This is a genomic window from Providencia sp. PROV205 (assembly GCF_028479505.1).
Taxonomy (GTDB): Bacteria; Pseudomonadota; Gammaproteobacteria; order Enterobacterales; family Enterobacteriaceae; genus Providencia; species Providencia huaxiensis.
Map to the genome: position 1 here is coordinate 18,899 of NZ_JAMPNU010000021.1, position 20,008 is coordinate 38,906.

The window sequence follows — 20,008 nt, forward strand, 5'->3', positions numbered from 1 at the left end:
TTTGTACTTTTTCCTGCTTGTTTTTCTACTAGATTATGTCAGGATCAACGCGCTAAAAAAGAAAACAATAAGGAGAATATATGTCTGAGCCTACCAACGTCGTCGTGGGTGTCGGTGTTATAATCACTAACAAATGTGGGCAAATTTTGATGGGCAAACGCAGCAGTAAACATGCGCCCTATTGGTCTATTTTCGGAGGGCATGTTGACCCAGGTGAATCATTTGAAACCTGTGCCATCCGCGAAATAAAAGAAGAGATTGGTATTGATATTCAAACTCCCACCGTTTTTGGCATCAGCAACAATTTACAGACTTATCAACAAGAAGGTAAACATACCGTTTCTATTTGTATGCATGTTGAATATAGCGGTGATGTGGAGCCTCGAATCATGGAAGCAGACAAATGTGAAAACCTAATGTGGGTTTCACCTGATAACCTCCCAGAACCGCATTTTGAAGCTAGCCGCAATGCCGTTGACCTCTGGCTAACACAACGCTTCTATCACCAAAGCGCCTAATTAATCATAAGCGTACAAATATCTTCGCGTTGTACGTTTATTATCCATCTCGTTCTAATTACTCATTTTTCCCTATTTTATTCTATTTGCCATATTTACAATACTTCACGCTTGCCGTATCATTTAGCTAGTACAGTGAAACATTATATTTAGGAGCCACCATGGCTATTGATGGAACAACACAACAAAAAAATCCTTCTATATTGGGAGGTGCTATGATCATCGCCGGTACTGCAGTCGGTGCTGGTATGTTTTCTATTCCTATGGTGACTTCTGGCGTTTGGTTCACAGGTTCCGTCATACTGTTAATTTATACCTTTGTTTGCATGTTACTTTCTGGGCTAATGATTTTAGAAGCTAATATGAATTATCCAGCGGGTGCTAGTTTCCATACGATGGTAAAAGATTTATTAGGTTCGACTTGGAATTCAATTAACGGCTTATCCGTCACTTTTGTGCTTTATATACTCACTTATGCCTATATTTCTGCAGGCAGCTCTATCATCGCAGCAAACTTGTCAGAAAAAATACAGTTACCACAAGCGGGTGCAGGCTTTATTTTTGCCTCTATTGTGGCTTTTTTTGTATGGCTTTCTACGCGTGCTGTCGACAGGTTAAGTACCATTTTAATTGGCGGGATGGTGCTCACCTTTATTATGTCAATCGGTGGAATGATTTCCACTGCATCGCCCGCGATTTTATTTAACCAGACTGAGCAAAGTGAAAGCCAATACCTTCCCTATGCCTTAGCCGCATTACCTTATTTATTAACCTCTTTTGGTTATCACGGTAATGTTCCAGGATTAGTAAAATATTATAATAAAGATAGCCGTAGTGTTGTTAAAAGCCTAGTCTATGGTGCCACCATTACCGTGGTTATCTATATTTTATGGCAGTATGCTATTCAAGGAAATATTCCAAGAACGTCATTTATTGAAATAAGAGAAAACGGTAATAATATTGATGCATTACTGGCTCAAATGAATATTTCCACCAAAAGTAGTTTTATCTCTCAATTTTTGAACCTGTTTTCATATATGGCTCTAGCGAGTTCCTTCTTAGGCGTATCTTTAGGGTTATTTGATTTTATTGCTGACTTTTTCAAATTTGAAGATAATAAGTTTGGCCGCCTTAAATCTGTCGCAGTCACATTTTTACCACCAACAATTCTCGCGTTAATTTTCCCTAATGGGTTTATTTATGCGATTGGTTTTGCCGGGTTAGCAGCCACTATTTGGGCCGTTATTGTCCCTGCACTGATGGCGAAAGCAAGTCGTAAACGTTATCCAAACAACAGCTATAGAGCACCGGGGGGAAGCTTTATCATTGGCTTCGTGATCCTCTTTGGTTTAGTTAATGCGGTTGCTCATTTATTGTCATTGTCTGGCTTACTTCCTATCTATTAATCATTCCAGTATGAATATAGCCCACGGGTTATATTCATACTTATTGCATTATCCAATAACTGCATTATCTAGAATTGTATTATCCAAAAATTTTTCACTGAAAATTGACTTCAGCATCTTGCCTAATTCCTTATCTGCGAGTAATTTTGTCGCACTCTTTTTGACAACCCCAAAGAAGGTTATTTATGGCCAAGGCCAATGAAATCAAACGTGGTTTAGCAATCAACTACAACGGCAAATTATTACTTGTAAAAGACATTGATATTCAAGCACCTAGCGCTCGTGGTGCGAGTACATTATATAAAATGCGTTTTACTGATATCAAAACTGGCCAAAAAGTTGAAGAACGTTTCAAAGGCGATGATATTTTAGACACAATTTCGCTTACGCGCCGTGGAGTCAGTTTTTCTTATATTGATGGTGACGAGTATGTCTTTATGGATAATGAAGACTACACTCCCTACATTTTCAAAAAAGCAGATATTGAAGAAGAATTACTTTTTATTCCTGAAGAAGGGTTACCAGGAATGCAAGTGTTAACGATGGATGGGCAAGTTCTTGCTTTAGAGTTACCACAAACGGTTGATATGGCCATTATTGAGACAACACCTGCAATTAAAGGGGCGTCTGCCAGCGCACGAACTAAACCTGCAACGATGGCTACAGGGTTAACTGTCCAAGTTCCTGAGTATTTAACCAGTGGTGAGAAAATTCGTATTCATATCGCTGAGCGTCGTTATATGGGCCGTTGTGATTAATTTTTGCTTTTAGTTTCGCAGAAATAATGCTTTATATGCCTATGAGTTTATTGTTCATAGGCATATGTCATTAAAATTAAACATTGCACCCTCATCTCATTTTAGTTTGCTATATTCAATTTTTGCTTATCTCAAAATTAATCGTATTTTATCGTATAAATACCTAAGGTTTTATCTTTATTAATCCAGGTAAATTGTTGAGTACCTTTTTGGTTCGGAAGCAACGTTTCTTGATTTTTTAATTTTTGAATATCTGCAGATGCGGTTTCCAATTTGCCATTATCATTCCAGCATTTAGTTTCAACCCTGTGAACATTCGCTTCGACTACACAAGGCGACGCAACAATAGCACCAGTAAATCGAATAACGGCAGTATTACTCCTTCTCACATCACTGTTTTCAGAGGCAAACATTGAAAAATTTGTACTTAATGTCGCTACCGCTAGAAAAGTCATTACTATTTTTTTTACTGAGCTATTCATGAAGAAATCTCCTCCTAAAATTATGTTATCGTCACTTTCTGTCATTTATTTACAGTTAAAGTATTTAATTTGGCTAAATTGCCTGAGAACGACATACTAATTCCAAAAAGAAATTAAAAATTTCATTTATAGTCGTAGTTTTTTATTTTTCCTTTTAATTATTTATCCAAATAAAATAAACGACTTACATCACTCTTAATTAACCACACAAAATGCAACACTTTATAAATAGTATCTATTAGCATTGGTTGTATAATTTATAAAAACCGTCGCAATATCACTTGAGGCTTATCCAATAAATCATTAAAAATAGTGTTTATCATCATGAATAAAAATTTAGATAAAAAAATTTCATTACCCTCTACCAACTTGATCGCATCAGGCCGACAACGTGCTTGTTATCAGCATCCTGAGCATCATGACCTATGTATAAAAGTTCATCTAAATGGGAGAGACGACAAAGAAACCTTAAGAGAGATTCGCTATTACAAGCGTTTATATAGAAAAAACTTCACTACAAAAACAATTTCTCATTACTATGGCACCCAACAAACTGATCAAGGGCTGGGTTATGTATTCCAATTAATCAAAGATAAAACAGGAAATGTTTCACACACTTTAGATTATTACCTAAAAAACAAACAACTTTTTTTAAAACATAAAAAAAATATGAAAGTTGCTTACGAGCAATTTAAATAAAATATATATAAAGAGGCTATCTCCACGATGGCGCTAAAAACTTATAATATCGTTTACCAACTAGGTTATAAACCTTGTGGCCAATTTCTTATTATTGATAACCTAGGGTCTGCTAACTTAATCCCCATTGATTATTTTTCAACTAAAATAGCCCGTTCTACACTAAATCGTCGGTTTACCGATTTCGAACAACGGCTTTATCGTGACTATAATATTAAGGTATAGCACACATACTCTGACTTACACTTTATCCTCACCATTAGTATCTGGTTATATTGATTTATTGTAAGCGTAGATTATTTCACATTATCCGATATCAATATCACACAAAGAATATGATTAACAAAAATACTGATATACATACAGTATATTTGTTTTTTGAGTATTTTTCATTCTAATGGTGGTTTTTAAGACAAATTAAACTATTCGTTTTCCCCACAAACAAACCTTCGTTAAATATAAATTTAAACTTCTTTACATTTTGAGCTTAAAAAGGACTTAATTATGTAATTACACTGAAATAGCACACAATAAAACGTGATTCAGATCATATTTTATTAGTGATAAACACCCGTTTTATAAGTGAATATACCTCATTGTAGACGACCATCACATAACCCAATGGCAAATAGGCTCTTTTATCTAATGTTTTGTAAATTTCACCCCTATTAACTCGCCATTTTGCTTTTGTTTATGTATGCTCTTAAAGGTTTGATTTGGTACTAATGCGAAACCAAATCTTCCAAGCAAAAAATGTAAAGAATGTCTTAGTAAATTTAGTAAATATTGATATATATCCTATACTCAATAAGTCATTAAATATGATTAACACATTCGAAGTTTGGTAGTGCTGCAATAAACACTTTCTGCGAAAAACACACTTCTATGATTTATAATGCGTTTTTCACAGGGATAGGTTTAGTTTTTTTGTGTCTTTTTACACAATAAAGTACTAGAAAAATGGTAAGGGATATATATAAGAATGCTAACGTCTGAAAAACTTAAGCGCTATGCTTGGCGCATTGTTCCGGCAATTGCCATTGCCGTAACGCTCACAGCATGTACCACCCCAAAGTCAGCTAAGAATACACAATATACTGCCAAATCAGATACACGTATGCTAAATGGCTCTGCTGGCGATTCGTTGACGATGGCATCTCAAGATGAATTCGAAGAGTTAGTACAAAGCGTTGATACTAAGTCTAAAATAATGGACCAATACGCAAGCTGGAAAGGTGTAGCTTATCGCCTTGGTGGCACAACAAAGAAAGGTGTCGATTGCTCAAGTTTCGTTCAGCGCACATTCTTTGAACAATTTGGTGTTGAGCTTCCTCGTACAACATCTGAGCAAGAATCCTCCGGGAAAAGCGTAAAACGTAATAACCTAAAAGTCGGTGATATTGTTTTATTCAAAACAGGCCGCACGATGAAGCATGTTGGTATCTATATTGGTGATGAAAAATTTGTTCATGCATCAACCAGTAGTGGTGTTATCGTTTCTGAAATGACTAACTCTTACTGGAGCAAAAGATATTATGCAAGTAGACGCATTATCAACGGCTCATAAATTTTTGTAGTACCCTATATCCCCTTTCCAATAAAAAAGCTTCCATATGATGGAAGCTTTTTTATTGGAAATCTCTACTGACTAAATTTAGTGGTAGTCATCCGATTTTAAATCAAGAATAACTCAGTCACCAAATTCCACCTCATGATGATACTCATCCAAAAAAACAGTTTTAAATATAGAGCCAAATAAAATCAGTAAGCAAAAACAGTAATAAACAACCGAGCCATCATTACTAAAAAAATATTAAAACATACTCAAAGCTAAGTTCTATAAACTATAGCTCTTAAACTAAGCACTATAAAAACCAGAAGAAAGTTCTGCAATAGCAACACCTGAAGCTTTTAAACGGCACATAGCGGCTAACTCATCATTAGCATGAATGAATAGGCAAATTTCTTTCTGCCACTCTAAGATCGCATTAGCAATTTGCATGTCTGATAATGATTCAGATAATTGCTGCATTGCAATACAGTCTGTCGCACAGTCATGGCTAAGTAATTTTAGCCCCACAAGCTTATCGCTATCGACATCATTCATAGGTACAACTTCAACATCTGTACCTTTTTTGCCTGATAACCAGCGGTAGCTTTGCGGTAGCCTGTGCACCACCGAAAGACCTAATTTTTCCACAAACATATCCTATTGAAACATTTTAGTATTTTGCCAAGTATTGATATTTACTTTCTTACTTGACCTAACACCGGCTTAAGCCAATCATTCATCGTTCAAACCGAACTTTTAGTTATCTAAAAAGTAACATTAATGTTAAATATCGAACCTTAAATATAACATTAAAAAAACAAAATGTCGTTAAATTTTTGTGACACAAATCATTGCATATTCATTTTAATAGTAAATATATTAAAATTTAAACTAATTTTGATCTTCAAGTTCAACATCCAGCTCAAAATACTTAACTTTTTTTTACATTTCTGAAATGAAAATAGTAAAAAAGAGTTTATTCTTGAAGTTAAACCAAATTTTTATTAATGAATAATGTTGCAATGCACATTAAATCATAAAACATAAATTTAACAAATCCAGCCCTGATGATAATTGATTTAGATCATTTTTTAGCAAAAATTTTAAATACCCTGCGTTACTACTCGATTTTATCGAGCAATAATCCTCTATCTCTTATAGATAAAATGAATGATATGGAGAAGTAACTAGAACATGCTTTATTTGATTAGATATTAAAGAAGAGAATTACATGTTCTCAGCTTCATCCTTGAAACTTGAAAACATATGACATGACTTACTTTGTTTTTTTGGCCAATAATACAAACAACATTGAAAATGCAACGCAAGCGACCATTGAACCGACCATTGGCCATGCGCTCTGCGCAGGTATTAGTGATAATAACGTTCCAACGAGCGCACCAATCGAAAACCTGATTGTGCCTGCCAATGAAGAAACCGTTCCTGCAATATGTGGATAATTATCTAAGATCACGGCCATTGCATTCGAAGTGATCATCGCTATGCCACTGACATAAATGGCAACACCGATTACCAGTGTCCAAAAATCTAGCGCAAAGGCTGTTGTCATTAGCAACCACAATCCCATCACGAATTGAATAATAATACCAAAGTAAAGCATTTTTTCTGCACCAAAATGCCTAACATAGCGGCTATTTATTGTCGTCATAATAAATAGGAAGATAATATTGATACCAAAATAGTAGCCAAAATTCTGTGGAGACACCCCGTTCAAATCGATATACACAAAAGCGCCTGCATTTAAGAATGAAAACATCCCTGCAAAGGAAAATGAACTCGCTAATATGTAGAACAGTACCTGTCTTGCCCTAAATAAAGTGGCAAACTGCCTTAATGTTGTACCAATATGAAACTTCTGCCTTTTAGCTACGGGCAATGTTTCCCGCACAAAACAGCTCACTAAAACGACAGCGATAACCGCTGCAATGGCGATACTCCAAAAAATTGCATGCCATGAGAACCAGCGCATTAGCTCTCCCCCTAAAATAGGGGCTAGCAACGGTGCTATTGTCATCACTAATACAACAAAAGACATACTTCTTGAAAATTCATCACGGGTAAACATATCCCGCATAAGCGCGTTAATCACAACACTTGCAGCGGCAGCGGCAAAACCATGTAAGAAACGCAACCAAATCAGTGAATCAATCGATTCAGTGATAGCACAGGCCGCTGAAGCGATTGCAAAAACGACGACACCACCTAAAATAACGGGTTTACGCCCAATGCTATCTGCCATCGGACCATAAAATAATTGTCCTATAGCAAAACCAAAAATGTAGCTATTGAGCGTCATCTGAATGCGCCCTTCATCTACATTAAAATAATGCATCATCGTCGGAAAGCTTGGTAGGTACATGTCGATAGCCAATGGCATTAGCATCGATAATAAACCTAGAATTAATATCAGCCCCAAATAGGATGAACGCTGCTGTTGCACTCTTTAAACTCCTGCTGTTTTTTTACGTGGTACATTAATACTGTTGATCTCTTCTTCCGTCAGTGGGCGGTATTCTCCTGGTTCAAGCGTCTCATCTAGCCAAATTTCGCCAACGCGCTCACGATGTAGCCCACAAACATGGTTTCCTACTGCAGCAAACATGCGTTTTACTTGATGATAGCGCCCTTCACTAATCGTCAATCGGACATCTCTAGGGCTAATAATTTCCAGTTTCGCCGGTTTAGTTGGGTGTTTTTCCCCGTTAAGCATAACGCCCTGAGCAAACTGCTCGGCAACATCATTGGCGATGTCGTCACTCAATTGAACTCGGTATGTTTTTTCACAATGATGCTTCGGTGAAGTAATGCGATGTGACCATTGACCATCATCAGTCAATAACACAAGACCCGTTGTATCGATATCTAAACGCCCTGCTGAATGCAGTTTTTGTGCAAGAGGCTCATCAATAAAAAAAAGAATTGTTGGATGTGTTGGGTCATCTGTTGAGCAAATATAGCCTTGCGGTTTATGTAACATAAAATAACGCGGCCCAGTAACTTGTACGAGGACATTACCATCATAAGCGACTTCATGGTCAATCGTAACTTGAAAGGCACCTGATTTAACGATTTCATCGTCAACTGTTACAAGCCCTGCGCGCAATTCTCGCGCTACCAAACTTCGGCTTATCCCTAATTGCTGGGACAAAAATTTATCCAGTCGCATAGATTCTCTTAACTTGATGGAATGCCAGTGAAGCGTACAATAACGCTCAACTGTCAGAATATAGAGTGAAAGGTTGTTGTGATTGTTATCACATTATTCATTATAACAATAACCCCTGTGAAGTGATAGTTTCACTGAAGCAACAGGCATCTTTAGACAGACTCATCGTTTTAAATTAAATTTAACGTCATTCACCTGACTGAATCACATAATACTGAATAATATGTCTTTTATTTTACGCCCTTACCAACAAGAAGCTGTCGATGCGACAGTGAGTTATTTCCGTAAGCAGACTCACCCTGCCGTGATTGTCTTGCCAACTGGCGCAGGTAAAAGCTTAGTGATTGCCGAATTGGCCCGACTCGCTCGAGGACGAGTACTGGTATTAGCGCATGTAAAAGAATTAGTTGAACAGAACCATGCTAAGTACCTCGCATATGGCCTGCAAGCAGATATTTTTGCTGCAGGATTGAATCGCAAAGAGTCTCAAAGCAAAGTCGTTTTCGGCAGTGTGCAATCCGTTGCTCGCAATCTTAAAGCATTTGACGCACATTTTTCCCTAGTAATTATTGATGAGTGCCACCGTATAAGTTTGAATGATAAGAGCCAATACCAACAGATTATTCAAGTTTTACAAGTAAATAACCCTTCATTACGTATTTTAGGCTTAACAGCCACCCCCTACCGCCTCAATAGTGGCTGGATTTACCAATACCATTACCATGGCATGGTACGCGGTGATGAAAATTGTTTTTTCCGTGAGTGCATCTATGAGTTACCACTACACTATATGATTAAAAACAAGTTCTTAGTCCCACCTGAACGGCTTGACATGCCTGTTTTACAATATGATTTTAGCCAGGTTTCACTTACATCATCGGGTATTTTTAACGAACAAGAACTTAATTTGTCGTTAAAAAAACAACAACGCATTACACCTAAAATTATTGAGCAAGTTATTGAATATGCAGCACCTTTGCAAGGCTGCATGATCTTTGCTGCAACGGTCGAACATGCAAAAGAAATTTTGGGCTATTTACCTCAGGGTCGTGCTGCATTAGTGACAGCTGAAACCCCGGCTGCTGATAGGCAATCAATTATTAAGCAATTTAAAAACAAAGAACTACATTATCTCGTTAACGTTTCAGTGTTAACAACCGGGTTTGATGCTCCTCATGTGGATGTGATTGCTATTTTGCGGCCAACAGAGTCAGTGAGTTTATACCAACAAATTGTTGGTCGAGGATTACGCCTTTCTGAGGGAAAAACACGCTGTTTAATCTTAGATTATGCAGGGAATCCACATGACCTATTTCGACCAGAGGTGGGCTCAAGTAAACCGAATTCAACCAGTGTGCCGGTACAAGTTTTCTGCCCATTGTGCCAATTTGCGAATATTTTTTGGGGAAAATGCACCTCTGATGGCCAAATTATTGAACACTTTGGCCGGCGCTGCCAAGGCTGGGAAGAAGACGAAAATGGGCAGAAACAGCAATGTGAATTCCGTTTTCGCTTTAAGCAATGCCCACACTGTGGCGCTGAAAACGATATAGCCGCTCGTCGCTGCCAAAAATGCCAAGAGGTGCTTACCGACCCTGACGATATGTTAAAAGCCGCATTAAAACTTAAAGATGCATTGATCATTCGTTGCGGGGGAATGCAATTTATCACAGGGAATGATGCCAAAGGCGAATGGATTAAAATCAATTATTATGATGAAGATGGAACCTGTGTTTCAGAACGTTTTCGCCTAGCAACTCCTGCGCAAAAACGCGTGTTTGAATACCGTTTTTTACGGGAGCATCAACGTGCCCCAGGTGTTCCATTTAAGTGGAATAATGCAAATGATATATTATTGCAGCAATCTTTATTACGATATCCCCAATTTATTGTCGCTCGCAAAAAAGAACGTTTCTGGGAAATTCGAGAGAAAATCTTCGATTATCAAGGGCGTTTTCGCGTTGCAGATCCCCTATCGTAAAGCGAAAATGATCATAATGATTGCTGGATGACGGATTTTTCGTTAAAATGCCGCCCGCCTTCCGATATCTTGTTCTCTGAATGAAGTATTCCTAGGCCAAATCTCGAACCTGCTGCTGGGTCGCCTGTAGCAGGAATTTATATTTTCTTTTTATAGAGAAATAGTAATGTTAACTATCAATGCAATTGAACGTAAAGAGCAGGGTAAGGGTGCGAGCCGCCGCCTGCGCAGAGATAACCAGCTTCCAGCTATCGTTTACGGTGGCAACCAAGAAGCAATCTCTGTAACTCTTAACCACGATGAAATCATCAACCAAGAAAGCAAAGCAGAATTTTACGAAGTTCTGAATCTGGTTATCGATGGTAAAGAAACAAAAGTAAAAGTTCAGGCTGTTCAACGTCACCCATTTAAGCCAAAAGTGACGCACATTGACTTCCTGCGCGCTTAATTAAAGCCCACAGCCGAGCTTTAGAATTTTCGGGACGCCGAGTAAATAACGCCGCAATTGCGGCGTTATTTATTTCTAGCGATTCAACACCATAACTTATTTAGTACCACGGCGTTGTAATTGGTCCCGCAAATTAGGTGGTGTGCCGCGAATGGTTAACGTATCAGTGACAGGATCCCAAAAGATACGCTCCCCCATGAGCATCGCATCAAAGCTAATCGTGATCCCTCCACCACTCCCCGAAAACTTCGTTAATTGTTTTAACGTTCCTCTATCGGCAGGGAAACTTTCTTCGAGTTGATAATCATTTTGGCGAGCGAAATCATCGAAGCTTTGTTCTTCCACCATTGGTAACTCTTTTGCCAATGCTTCTAACTCAATTTCTTCACCTGATTGTAATTGCTCCGTGCAATAGCTATGCACTTGCTGGCGATAAGCTTGACGAGTATTTTTATCCATCTGAGCATTGTCACAAAAATCATCAAGTGCTTGAACTAAGCCTTTATTTTGAACTTTTGCATTTAGCCCTTCAGACGCAGCTAAAAAATCCATAAAGAAGTCAGAGACTTTTCGTCCTACTCTACCTTTTAAAAAGGTTAAATAGCGTTTTGACTCTGGATTGGTTTCCCATTCGGTTAAATCAATACGAGCGACAATATCCGCATGAGGAATATCTAAATAATGAGTTGTGCCTAAATCTAATGATTCCGTGACAAACATGCTGTCACAACTATTGAGCACTGCAATTAATAAGTATTCGACTGCAAGGTAACGGTATTGACAGAAAAGAACGACGCCCCCTTCAGCAAAAGGATATTTAGCTAATTCATCTTTCAAGCGAACGGTCATCGCACGACTAAAACCTAAAAACTCTTCCTCACCTTTGCGTAATAGTTTTAATGCATCAGCAAGTTCACTTTCTTCATTAAACTCACCAAATGCTTTACTTTTTGCACTATAGACGCGGTGTAACTCTGCCATCATGTCTTGTACGACACCATCTGCTGTTAATAAAGAATCCCGCAACATCACCTCGAGGGTTTGTTCATCTCTTTTAATTAACTGGTGTAAAGCTATCTGGTTAATTTCCAGACTCATTGTTGGCTCCTTCGAAATAGCAGAAATAATGTTGCGCGTATTCAAACACTGATATTATTCCTCTGCAATAGAAACTATCATTTGTGCAAATTTTAACCCCACCCTGCTGAACTTATGCACACTTTACGAATCTGAATTAGCATTATTATCACTTAAACAAAAATTTGTTGCGAAGAAAGAAGAAAAACCAACTGTGATACGCTATGATATGTAGCTTTCATTAATTTAGGATGTCTCAATTTATGCCACAATCATCTCGCTATAGTGATGAAAAAGTTGAAGGTTTACTTTCTGACCTTGTTAGTGTGTTAGAAAAAAACCACACCCCTGTTGACCTTTCCCTTATGGTGTTAGGTAACATGGTCACGAATCTGCTAAATACGTCGGTTGCACCTGCACAACGTAAAATGATTGCAGAATCATTCGCAAATGCATTACTTTCTTCTGTTAAAGAAGATAAATCACACTAATTGATTAATGAAATAAACAGTATGGTCACCCACCTGCGCTACCGTGACAAAGTCTCTAACATGATTGGTTGGGGGCACTGGTTTGCACTATTCAATATACTGCTTAGCCTCGCGTTAAGTAGCAGCTACCTGTTTATTTTTGATTGGCCAGACACCCTAACTGGTCGAGTTTATGCCTTCGTCAGTTGGTTAGGTCACTTTAGCTTCGTGGTCTTTGCGGCCTACTTACTAATTATTTTTCCACTGACCTTTATTGTCATGTCTCAGCGGTTGCTGAGGCTACTTTCTGTTGCCCTCGCGACTGCAGGGATAACCCTTTTAATTTTTGATATCCGTGTTTTTAGCCAGTTTGGTTTGCATCTAACACCACAGGTTTGGGATTTAGTCATTAACCCCACAAAAGGCGAAATGGCTCGTGAATGGCAGCTGATGTTTATCAGTATCCCAATTATCTTTCTCGTTGAAATGTTATTTGCAACTTGGAGTTGGCAAAAACTGCGCAGCTTAAGCCGGCAAACCTTTGGTAAACCGCTTGCAGGTATTTTTATTGTGACTTTTATTATGTCACACCTGATGTATGCATGGGCCGATGCGAATTTTTACCGCCCTATCACTATGCAGCGTTATAATTACCCATTATCACAACCGATGACCGCACGGAAACTTCTTGATAGATATGGCTTATTGGATTTAACAGAACATCAAAATCGTGTCTTCCAGCAAGGTAGTCCGACCGCCCTTAAGTTGAATTACCCATTAAAACCATTAAGCTATTATGACCAAGGTTCAGGCTATAATTTATTATTATTAGTGGTTGATGACCTCGGTGATAAGTCACAACAAGATTCGATAAATGCCCTGAATGAGTTTAAATCAATCAGCACACAGTTTACCAACCATTATACAACTGGGTTACGTAACGATACCGCCTTGTTTGGTTTATTCTATGGGATTTCATCGACTTACTTTGATAATATTCTTAATGGTCGCCATCCATCTAGCCTGATTGAAGCCCTTCAACATCAAGGGTATCAGTTTGGTTTATTCTCAACGGATGGCTTTAACTCTCCATTATTCAGGCAAGCTATTTTAGCCGATTACTCTTTGCCTGCCAAAACTGCAGATAACGATAGCTTGACCGTTTCTCAATGGAATAATTGGTTAGATAATCTTAAAAATGGGTCGCCTTGGTTCTCGTTCCTTAACATTACTGGCACACCGGGTAGTGCAAAAACCAACGAGCAGATCAAACGTGTAATGGCGGCATTGCAACGTGATAACCGGTTAGAAAATACCATTGTTATTGTGACTGCCAATTACAATAATCAAGGTAAATCAGAAAACGATTGGTTAGACGGCAAACACTTTAATCGAGATAACATGCAGGTGCCTCTATTTATTTACTGGCCGAATACCCCTGCGCAACAAATAGATAAACTGACTAGTCATCAAGATATAATGACCACGCTAATGCAGCGTTTATTACATGTCACAAACCCACCAGATGATTACAGCCAAGGTGAAGACTTATTTAGTGTTAAACGTACTTATCCATGGGTGATCACCGGTGATAACGACGATGTTGTGATTACCACTGACAATGCCACCCTTTATATGGATCAAAATGGTCAGTTTAATATCTATGATAAACAAGGTGCTATCGAGAAGAATGAAAAACCTGATTTAGCTGAGTTGTTGAAGATCTTTACTGAATTAAAGCGTTTTAATGAAAATTAAGTGCTTAAATATCAACCAGTCGCATCATGAGTCTATTGCTTTTAGAAGCAAATTGAGTAGTATAAATCAGAGTTCGGCATGTAGCGCAGCTTGGTAGCGCACCGTCATGGGGTGTCGGGGGTCGTAGGTTCAAATCCTATCATGCCGACCAGCTTTTTATAGAGAAACCAACCTGTTAGGGTTGGTTTTTTTATTGATGGGGTTGGGGTGGGTAAAAGTCCGACATGGTTACACTGACTTCCCCCTCTTTTTCTTAGGATTTATCATCCAGTGACTGACTTTCCGCAGCTTCCTGCTCCGCCCTTTCCGCTTCCTATGCTGCACGTTTAACTTCTTCTTGCGCTAATCGCTCTGCTTCTAGCTTAGCGAGTCCCTCTGCTCCCGCTTATTTTTGATTGTAGAGTGAGTTGGATGGCATGTTTACACGAACATTAACCCTGTGCCCCGTAGAAGTATCACAGGGCTTCCCTTGGGAGTATCTCTTGAATTATCCACAAAATTAATTTGTTTCATTGAATTAAAGTTTCTTTTACCGATGCACTTTTTGTTACATCGATTAAAACTTAAGCGACTCTTTTGACAACATCAAAACTTATTGGATTTCTATCTTTTGATGCATGCTGCATAACTTCACCGCAAAAAATAAAGCCACCAGTGATGAGCTGATGGCTATGATGATTTAACTTATGTATATTAATACATATCGAGTTATCAATACCCAAAGGATAGAAATGAACTCAATTGCTGGCCTATATTTTATTCAATTTGTACTGATTATTTCAGTTCTAGTCCACAAGTTTAATATCTAAGCTACGCAATAAATCTAGAGCATCGAGGCGGGAAAACTTCGCTTGAGTTAATTTATTTTGTCGAACATCAATCGTAAAAGAGTGTGTCCCGGTGAAATCGACTGATGTTAAGTTTGTCTGCATAAATAAACTGTTAGATAAATCAGAATCCGTTATTACTGATTTATTTAATTCCCCATTTCTAAAATCAACATCGTGTAAACGACAATCATCAATGTATGTTTCATGGAGTTTAAGTGCAAAAAAATTACTGCTATTTAATATACAACTTTTAAAACTCAACTGAGAATAAAAATCAAAACGTGGCCAATACCCTTTTGTCCAATCGATTCCAACTAATTTACACCCTATAAACTCACAATTCGAAAAACGGGAATTAGGTATGTTAATTAAGCTTAAATTACATTTTGTGAGTGTACTTTCAACAAATCGACAACTCGCAAAATGGCTATTTGTAAAATTACAATTAATGAACTCACACCGTTCAAAAAGTACAGATTCAAATTTTTCATCTTCTAGGTTTAAATCGTAAAACCTCTGGTCTAAATATTCACCATGACTTTCTATTAACACCTATCACCTCAAATGTCTGTTCTTATGTACCTTTTAGACCAAATAATGCTGTATATAATATCATATTTCTTGAACCATCCTTCTATACGTAGCACAAAAACAATATTTCAATAAACCAGCCATTCTGTATTTTATATTACATTGAAAATTAAAATAATTTTGTTCTATACTGAGGCATCTGAGTAAACTAAAGATATCTATTTATGATTTTCCGCCTAGCTAAAATTATTGATATAAATGCTATTTATCAAATAGATAGCGTAGCCTCTACCCATCGGTTTAATGAAATTACCCAGTGGGTTAAACAAGGCGTTTGTTTTATTCTACAAGATAGCAACGATATATTGGCGTATGGCGTAATAAACCAACGTTTTTTTGCTCATAGCTTCATTGAACTGCTTATGGTAAATCGCCAGTATCGTCGGCAAGGCCTTGGCCTCACTTTAATTAATAAACTAAAAATGCAGAGTAAATCCCAAAAGATTTTTACTTCTACAAATCAATCGAATACAGCAACTCAACACCTCTTAATAAAAGCTGGCTTTATTCCTAGTGGCTACATTGAAAATTTAGATGATAATGATCCCGAACTTATCTATTGCTATATACCTGAGTAAAACCATCTACATAATGAACTATAATAGCGTTTTATTCATCACAACCGTTTGTAAGATATGATTAAATTGCTGATACACTTCTTGAGCTATCACTTCTGGATAGCTTAATACGCTAAGCTTATGTGGCTTATTTTTTGGGTAATAACTTGGGTGTGCGTGAGCATATTCGTTTTGCTGAAAACCGCAATGTTGATAAAAAGACCAACGTTTTTGACTCACATCATCAATAATAGGATCGATTTCTAGGATCACTTTGCCTACGTCATGACAAAACTGCTTTAATACCCTTTGCCCATAACCTTGCCCTCTTAATACAGGGGAAATAGCAAAGTGTTCAATGTAATAATAATCTTCGATTTTCCAACACCCAATAAAACCAATGAAAATATCATTTTCTTTGAAATTGAGTAAATAATAGTCACCATGATTTAATATTGCATCTCTTCCTTGATAGCTTCTTTGTTCATACAATGGAAAAGCTGTGTCATACAACTGGTTAATCATTGCTATCGCTTGGCTATCTTCACTTGAAACTCTTAAAGCATATAACATTTAATTGTAACTCACCTTCATAGAATATACTTTCTAGGATACCTATTTTAATTTTTCTGACAATTATTTTATCAAGCATCTATAATATTAACCTACTGTTTTAACTTGATATTATTTTTTCACTCTATTCACTGCTAAAAATATTTATGCCTCTATATTGACTTTTTTGCCTAATAGTTCTAAAAATACTGTATATTAATACAGTCTTCATTAGAGGCTATCATGTTACGTATCGAAGTTTTATTTGATAAGAACGCTCCACAAAAACCGAGTTCAGTTGTTTTGCAAGCACTTGAAACTGAGATTTTACGCAAACTTCAAAACCAATATCCAGATATGGTAACGCGGGTTGGGTTTAGCTCACAACAACGCGTTAATATCTCAGGAACAAAAATAGCGGAGGATAAAACTCGCATTGAAGAAATACTGGAAGAAATATGGATGGATGATGGTTGGATCCCAGAAGAAACAACAGTGGATTAACCAAATACTTAAAGGAATGTTTCCTTATAGTGTAACATTCCTTTTTCTGCACCTAAAATTAGAAATTAAAACAGACACTTGACTCACCACCTCATATCTAAATTTTACTCCCTGTTAATCAGCCAATTTTATGTCGAAGAAAGGCTTTAATCTCTTTCACTGGATTCAACTTTTTATTTTTTGCATTAGTTGCTCTAACCTGAGAAATACAGTTATTAACATCCACACAAGTAGGGATTTCATTCAACGTTATTGTTGATAAACTAACTACCGGCCTATTATTGAAATCTTTTCCAATAAAAATCAAAGCAAGTGCGATTGCTACTATAAATAATGGCACCTCATAGAATGCTTGTTTCATTATCAATGCTCTTATTGTTTGAGTGATGGACTCATAATAAACAGTCTATTTTTTTGTACCTTAAAAAAGGGTTAAACCAACCTTAAGATATGCTTAAATCCACTTCAAACTTGAATTGTTCGTATTGTCTGACGCTCATTGCCTGCTTATACTTGTTAGTAGAGGTGATGATATGAATATCCTATTAGTCGAAGATGATCTTCAATTGGGAAAAGCGCTATGCCGTGGGTTAGAACTTGCAGGTTTTAACCCTTGTTGGGTCAGGCTACTTGCTGATGCAAAATTACAACTCGCATCTCGCAATTTTGATTTAATGCTTTTAGATTTAGGCTTACCTGATGGCGATGGTCATGATGAACTAATTACTTGGCGTAATATGGGAGAAACGATCCCAATAATAATTCTCACGGCAAGAAATCAAATGGATAACTTAGTTTCTAGCTTAGATTCAGGTGCTGATGACTTTTTAACAAAACCATTTGCTATGCCTGAGCTTATTTCTCGAGTAAAAGCCGTTAGTCGCCGTATGGCAGGTTTCTCATCTGAAATATGGCAATTGGGTAACCTACAATTAAATCCTCTTAATCACCAAGTCACCCTTAATGAGCAATTGTTGCTGCTCTCTGGGAAAGAATATCTATTGCTCTACGAACTAATAAAAAATGCAGATAATGTTGTCAGAAAAACGGATTTAGAGCAGCGCCTATTCGGATTAGATGATGTGGAAAGTAACTCTTTAGAGGTTCACATTCATAATTTACGCCGAAAGATAGGTAAAGACCGCATAATTACTATCCGCGGTATTGGTTATTTATTAAAAAAAGAAGTGCCGATAAGTGAAAGTTAAATCATTTTTTATTTATACCTTTGGGCTACAAATTAGCTCAGTTATTTTCCTTTGGTTATTATTAGTTGGCTGGCTACAGTTTTTTTATTGGCCCTCAATTCATGATGAGCTAAATGAACAACAAAGTGTCATCACCCAAGGGTTTGCTAAGACACTTGATGTGGTTGCTGATAAGCCAGAATATTTCAATAAAATAGCTGATAACCTACAAGAACTTTATTCTGCTGCGATGGAAAGTGGCGATGACATAAGTTATCGGCCTTTTATGGTTGTTAGAGATAAACAAGGGAATGTCTATTACCGAAACAGTGACAAATTACATGTCCCATCACTTAAATCTGTCTCTGAACTCGCAACATTACATAAAGACTGGCATTTTACTTCTGCATGGAATGATCAAGAAACTTTCGAAGTTGTTATTGCAGAGTCTTATAGTGACCGTAAATCCTTATTAGGTAACCCTGCCGAAGGCACAGCCATTCCTCTCGCGTTTATTTTGGGTATTATGTTGTTAGCAATATTAATTACCGCTTATTTTAGTCTGCGGCCTTTAAGACAATCTGCAAAACTCATCTCTAGCCGTCAGCCAGGTAATTTAACTCCAATAGAAACGAAGGAACAATATAAAGAAATTCGCCCTATTATTGATGCAATAAATAGCCTCATGTCTCGTGTTGATGCTGCAAATCAACGTGAAAAGCGCTTTATGGCAGATGCCGCACATGAATTAAGGACCCCCATAGCGGCTGTTATTGCTCAATTACATTTATTGATGCAAATTGATAATCCGAAAGAGAAAGAAGAAATTATTAATGATATGCAAGAGACTTTAAATCGCGCAGCCTCTTTATCGCATCAATTAATTGACCTAGCCCGCTTAGAAACTGAAGACTTTTTATTAAATAAAGAGCTAATTGACTTGCCCGTACTAATCAGCCATTTAATATCCTCACACATACCTTACGCTATTAATAAAAATATTGATGTTGAACTACAAAGCCCAAAATCTTTTTATATCCTCACCGATAAACTCGCATTGAGTAATATTTTTACTAATTTGATTGAAAATGCGATTAAATACTGCCCAGAAGAAGGAAAAATAAAAGTCGTTTTAAAAGATCTTACCCCATTTGGTGGGACTATTTCTGTTCAAGATAATGGCCGAGGAATTCCAGAAGAGAGCCGCCAACTTATATTTTCTCGTTTTTATCGCGTTCCAGGAACGATGGAAACCGGAAGTGGTTTAGGTTTATCTATCGCTCAAAATTTAGCTCATAAAATCGGTGCTGTAATTAGAGTTACTGATGGATTAGACAATCAAGGTATCGGCTTTATTATTGACTTACCCTAAATCTAATTATGTTATTGAGTTAACAGCATTTGCTATTTTTTCTAGATAGAATACGCCTTTTATACGTTAATATACTTAC

The 20,008-nt window shown here is 37.2% G+C and carries 22 protein-coding genes and 1 tRNA gene; 15 read left to right on the forward strand and 8 right to left on the reverse strand.

What is annotated here, in order from left to right; genetic code table 11:
• Positions 1–80: 80 nt before the first annotated feature.
• The 3 genes from PR800_RS13265 to yeiP all read left to right on the forward strand — a co-directional run bounded on the left by PR800_RS13265 (position 81) and on the right by yeiP (position 2,682).
• Complete coding sequence (locus tag PR800_RS13265) at positions 81–518, forward strand: nucleotide triphosphate diphosphatase NUDT15 (protein ID WP_102137699.1); 438 nt, start codon at positions 81–83, stop codon at positions 516–518.
• 161 nt (positions 519–679) lie between these two features.
• Entirely contained in the window at positions 680–1,924 is a 1,245-nt protein-coding gene (gene mtr, locus PR800_RS13270) for a tryptophan permease (RefSeq protein ID WP_272531047.1), read from the forward strand.
• A gap of 185 nt (positions 1,925–2,109) precedes the next feature.
• The gene (gene yeiP, locus PR800_RS13275) at positions 2,110–2,682 is read left to right on the forward strand and encodes an elongation factor P-like protein YeiP (RefSeq protein ID WP_102137697.1); all 573 of its coding nucleotides are present in this window, start codon (positions 2,110–2,112) and stop codon (positions 2,680–2,682) included.
• Between the two features lie 137 nt (positions 2,683–2,819).
• Here the strand turns inward: yeiP and PR800_RS13280 are convergent, their stop codons facing one another.
• The gene (locus tag PR800_RS13280; protein WP_102137696.1) at positions 2,820–3,164 is read right to left on the reverse strand and encodes a hypothetical protein; all 345 of its coding nucleotides are present in this window, start codon (positions 3,162–3,164) and stop codon (positions 2,820–2,822) included.
• Between the two features lie 324 nt (positions 3,165–3,488).
• Here PR800_RS13280 and PR800_RS19640 point away from each other — a divergent pair, with 324 nt between their 5' ends.
• The 3 genes from PR800_RS19640 to mepS all read left to right on the forward strand — a co-directional run bounded on the left by PR800_RS19640 (position 3,489) and on the right by mepS (position 5,430).
• Positions 3,489–3,863: a YrbL family protein gene (locus tag PR800_RS19640; protein ID WP_336298219.1), complete on the forward strand. Its 375-nt coding sequence runs from the start codon at positions 3,489–3,491 to the stop codon at positions 3,861–3,863.
• 27 nt (positions 3,864–3,890) lie between these two features.
• Positions 3,891–4,088 carry a YrbL family protein gene (locus PR800_RS19645; protein ID WP_277419957.1) on the forward strand — a complete coding sequence of 66 codons (198 nt, stop codon included), beginning with the start codon at positions 3,891–3,893 and terminating at the stop codon, positions 4,086–4,088.
• 757 nt (positions 4,089–4,845) lie between these two features.
• On the forward strand, positions 4,846–5,430 hold the full coding sequence (gene mepS, locus PR800_RS13290; RefSeq protein WP_102137694.1) for a bifunctional murein DD-endopeptidase/murein LD-carboxypeptidase: 585 nt from the start codon (positions 4,846–4,848) through the stop codon (positions 5,428–5,430).
• Between the two features lie 291 nt (positions 5,431–5,721).
• On the opposite strand, the gene PR800_RS13295 is transcribed toward mepS, so the two are convergent.
• The 3 genes from PR800_RS13295 to rsuA form a co-directional block, all read right to left on the reverse strand.
• Positions 5,722–6,063, reverse strand: coding sequence for a hypothetical protein (locus PR800_RS13295; protein ID WP_102137693.1), 342 nt, complete (start codon positions 6,061–6,063; stop codon positions 5,722–5,724).
• Positions 6,064–6,691: 628 nt separating this feature from the next.
• Positions 6,692–7,876: a Bcr/CflA family multidrug efflux MFS transporter gene (locus PR800_RS13300; protein ID WP_102137692.1), complete on the reverse strand. Its 1,185-nt coding sequence runs from the start codon at positions 7,874–7,876 to the stop codon at positions 6,692–6,694.
• A gap of 3 nt (positions 7,877–7,879) precedes the next feature.
• Positions 7,880–8,602 carry a 16S rRNA pseudouridine(516) synthase RsuA gene (gene rsuA, locus PR800_RS13305; RefSeq protein ID WP_140172551.1) on the reverse strand — a complete coding sequence of 241 codons (723 nt, stop codon included), beginning with the start codon at positions 8,600–8,602 and terminating at the stop codon, positions 7,880–7,882.
• A 223-nt stretch (positions 8,603–8,825) separates the two neighbouring features.
• Here rsuA and PR800_RS13310 point away from each other — a divergent pair, with 223 nt between their 5' ends.
• Together PR800_RS13310 and rplY are read left to right on the forward strand one after the other, a co-directional pair.
• Positions 8,826–10,583, forward strand: coding sequence for a DEAD/DEAH box helicase (locus PR800_RS13310; RefSeq protein ID WP_166264623.1), 1,758 nt, complete (start codon positions 8,826–8,828; stop codon positions 10,581–10,583).
• A gap of 166 nt (positions 10,584–10,749) precedes the next feature.
• A complete protein-coding gene (rplY, locus tag PR800_RS13315) occupies positions 10,750–11,031 on the forward strand; it encodes a 50S ribosomal protein L25 (protein ID WP_004260060.1) in 282 nt (93 codons plus the stop codon).
• 96 nt (positions 11,032–11,127) lie between these two features.
• On the opposite strand, the gene yejK is transcribed toward rplY, so the two are convergent.
• Entirely contained in the window at positions 11,128–12,129 is a 1,002-nt protein-coding gene (gene yejK, locus PR800_RS13320) for a nucleoid-associated protein YejK (RefSeq protein ID WP_125891240.1), read from the reverse strand.
• A gap of 242 nt (positions 12,130–12,371) precedes the next feature.
• Between yejK and PR800_RS13325 the strand changes: the two genes are divergently transcribed.
• The 3 genes from PR800_RS13325 to PR800_RS13335 all read left to right on the forward strand — a co-directional run bounded on the left by PR800_RS13325 (position 12,372) and on the right by PR800_RS13335 (position 14,487).
• Positions 12,372–12,599: a YejL family protein gene (locus PR800_RS13325; RefSeq protein ID WP_047755730.1), complete on the forward strand. Its 228-nt coding sequence runs from the start codon at positions 12,372–12,374 to the stop codon at positions 12,597–12,599.
• A 21-nt stretch (positions 12,600–12,620) separates the two neighbouring features.
• On the forward strand, positions 12,621–14,336 hold the full coding sequence (gene yejM, locus PR800_RS13330; protein WP_239979402.1) for an LPS biosynthesis-modulating metalloenzyme YejM: 1,716 nt from the start codon (positions 12,621–12,623) through the stop codon (positions 14,334–14,336).
• Between the two features lie 74 nt (positions 14,337–14,410).
• Positions 14,411–14,487 (forward strand) — tRNA-Pro (locus PR800_RS13335).
• A 634-nt stretch (positions 14,488–15,121) separates the two neighbouring features.
• On the opposite strand, the gene PR800_RS13340 is transcribed toward PR800_RS13335, so the two are convergent.
• Complete coding sequence (locus PR800_RS13340) at positions 15,122–15,718, reverse strand: pentapeptide repeat-containing protein (RefSeq protein ID WP_210842824.1); 597 nt, start codon at positions 15,716–15,718, stop codon at positions 15,122–15,124.
• Between the two features lie 203 nt (positions 15,719–15,921).
• Here PR800_RS13340 and PR800_RS13345 point away from each other — a divergent pair, with 203 nt between their 5' ends.
• Positions 15,922–16,335 (forward strand): GNAT family N-acetyltransferase, encoded by a 414-nt coding sequence (locus tag PR800_RS13345; RefSeq protein ID WP_210842822.1) that lies wholly within the window; start codon positions 15,922–15,924, stop codon positions 16,333–16,335.
• A gap of 18 nt (positions 16,336–16,353) precedes the next feature.
• On the opposite strand, the gene PR800_RS13350 is transcribed toward PR800_RS13345, so the two are convergent.
• A complete protein-coding gene (locus PR800_RS13350; RefSeq protein ID WP_102137686.1) occupies positions 16,354–16,887 on the reverse strand; it encodes a GNAT family N-acetyltransferase in 534 nt (177 codons plus the stop codon).
• A gap of 222 nt (positions 16,888–17,109) precedes the next feature.
• On the opposite strand from PR800_RS13350, the gene PR800_RS13355 reads away from it, so the two are divergent.
• Positions 17,110–17,370: a DinI-like family protein gene (locus PR800_RS13355; protein ID WP_102137685.1), complete on the forward strand. Its 261-nt coding sequence runs from the start codon at positions 17,110–17,112 to the stop codon at positions 17,368–17,370.
• Between the two features lie 118 nt (positions 17,371–17,488).
• On the opposite strand, the gene PR800_RS13360 is transcribed toward PR800_RS13355, so the two are convergent.
• Positions 17,489–17,731 (reverse strand): hypothetical protein, encoded by a 243-nt coding sequence (locus tag PR800_RS13360; protein ID WP_102137684.1) that lies wholly within the window; start codon positions 17,729–17,731, stop codon positions 17,489–17,491.
• A gap of 172 nt (positions 17,732–17,903) precedes the next feature.
• On the opposite strand from PR800_RS13360, the gene PR800_RS13365 reads away from it, so the two are divergent.
• The gene (locus tag PR800_RS13365) at positions 17,904–18,578 is read left to right on the forward strand and encodes a response regulator (RefSeq protein ID WP_102137683.1); all 675 of its coding nucleotides are present in this window, start codon (positions 17,904–17,906) and stop codon (positions 18,576–18,578) included.
• Complete coding sequence (locus tag PR800_RS13370; RefSeq protein ID WP_210842820.1) at positions 18,568–19,929, forward strand: sensor histidine kinase; 1,362 nt, start codon at positions 18,568–18,570, stop codon at positions 19,927–19,929. Before PR800_RS13365 ends, PR800_RS13370 begins: the two co-directional genes overlap by 11 nt.
• Positions 19,930–20,008 lie beyond the last annotated feature (79 nt).

Coding starts and splice junctions, on each gene's coding strand:
- PR800_RS13345 (WP_210842822.1), top strand. CDS start 15,922: ATGATTTTCCGCCTAGCTAAAATTATTGATATAAATGCTATTTATCAA.
- rsuA (WP_140172551.1), bottom strand. CDS start 8,602: ATGCGACTGGATAAATTTTTGTCCCAGCAATTAGGGATAAGCCGAAGT.
- PR800_RS13365 (WP_102137683.1), top strand. CDS start 17,904: ATGAATATCCTATTAGTCGAAGATGATCTTCAATTGGGAAAAGCGCTA.
- rplY (WP_004260060.1), top strand. CDS start 10,750: ATGTTAACTATCAATGCAATTGAACGTAAAGAGCAGGGTAAGGGTGCG.
- PR800_RS13360 (WP_102137684.1), bottom strand. CDS start 17,731: ATGAAACAAGCATTCTATGAGGTGCCATTATTTATAGTAGCAATCGCA.
- PR800_RS13350 (WP_102137686.1), bottom strand. CDS start 16,887: ATGTTATATGCTTTAAGAGTTTCAAGTGAAGATAGCCAAGCGATAGCA.
- yeiP (WP_102137697.1), top strand. CDS start 2,110: ATGGCCAAGGCCAATGAAATCAAACGTGGTTTAGCAATCAACTACAAC.
- PR800_RS13355 (WP_102137685.1), top strand. CDS start 17,110: ATGTTACGTATCGAAGTTTTATTTGATAAGAACGCTCCACAAAAACCG.
- mepS (WP_102137694.1), top strand. CDS start 4,846: ATGCTAACGTCTGAAAAACTTAAGCGCTATGCTTGGCGCATTGTTCCG.
- PR800_RS19640 (WP_336298219.1), top strand. CDS start 3,489: ATGAATAAAAATTTAGATAAAAAAATTTCATTACCCTCTACCAACTTG.
- yejK (WP_125891240.1), bottom strand. CDS start 12,129: ATGAGTCTGGAAATTAACCAGATAGCTTTACACCAGTTAATTAAAAGA.
- PR800_RS13325 (WP_047755730.1), top strand. CDS start 12,372: ATGCCACAATCATCTCGCTATAGTGATGAAAAAGTTGAAGGTTTACTT.
- PR800_RS13265 (WP_102137699.1), top strand. CDS start 81: ATGTCTGAGCCTACCAACGTCGTCGTGGGTGTCGGTGTTATAATCACT.
- PR800_RS19645 (WP_277419957.1), top strand. CDS start 3,891: ATGGCGCTAAAAACTTATAATATCGTTTACCAACTAGGTTATAAACCT.
- mtr (WP_272531047.1), top strand. CDS start 680: ATGGCTATTGATGGAACAACACAACAAAAAAATCCTTCTATATTGGGA.
- PR800_RS13280 (WP_102137696.1), bottom strand. CDS start 3,164: ATGAATAGCTCAGTAAAAAAAATAGTAATGACTTTTCTAGCGGTAGCG.
- PR800_RS13310 (WP_166264623.1), top strand. CDS start 8,826: ATGTCTTTTATTTTACGCCCTTACCAACAAGAAGCTGTCGATGCGACA.
- yejM (WP_239979402.1), top strand. CDS start 12,621: ATGGTCACCCACCTGCGCTACCGTGACAAAGTCTCTAACATGATTGGT.